The organism is Vibrio sp. 10N.286.48.F5 (genome assembly GCF_041469785.1).
GTDB classification, from domain to species: Bacteria; Pseudomonadota; Gammaproteobacteria; order Enterobacterales; family Vibrionaceae; genus Vibrio; species Vibrio crassostreae_C.
On record NZ_JBFRLG010000063.1, the window covers coordinates 3,883 to 4,155 of the forward strand.

1 protein-coding gene is annotated in these 273 nt (G+C 47.3%); it reads right to left on the reverse strand.

Annotated features, from left to right (window positions below; translation table 11 throughout):
- The coding region (locus AB4185_RS21710) for a VCBS domain-containing protein (RefSeq protein WP_372107411.1) at positions 1–273 on the reverse strand (273 nt) is incomplete at both ends.

Consider the following 273-nt stretch of genomic DNA (forward strand, 5'->3'; position numbering starts at 1 on the left):
CCTGAAATAGAATCCGGTGTGAATGCATTATCTGGATTATCCACGTCAGTACTGGTCAACGTTCCTGATGTCGTTACCGCTTTATCAGTCTCATCCACACTGACTGTTGCGGTACTGACTGTCGCTGCATCGTTAGTGCCATTAATCGTCACCTTGATGGTCGACGGTGTGCCATCAATAGACGAGACAGTGAAAGTCTCTTCGACTTTATCGCCGACGTTTAATTGGTTAAACGCACTGTTCGCGGTGAACGACCAATGACCATTGGCATCA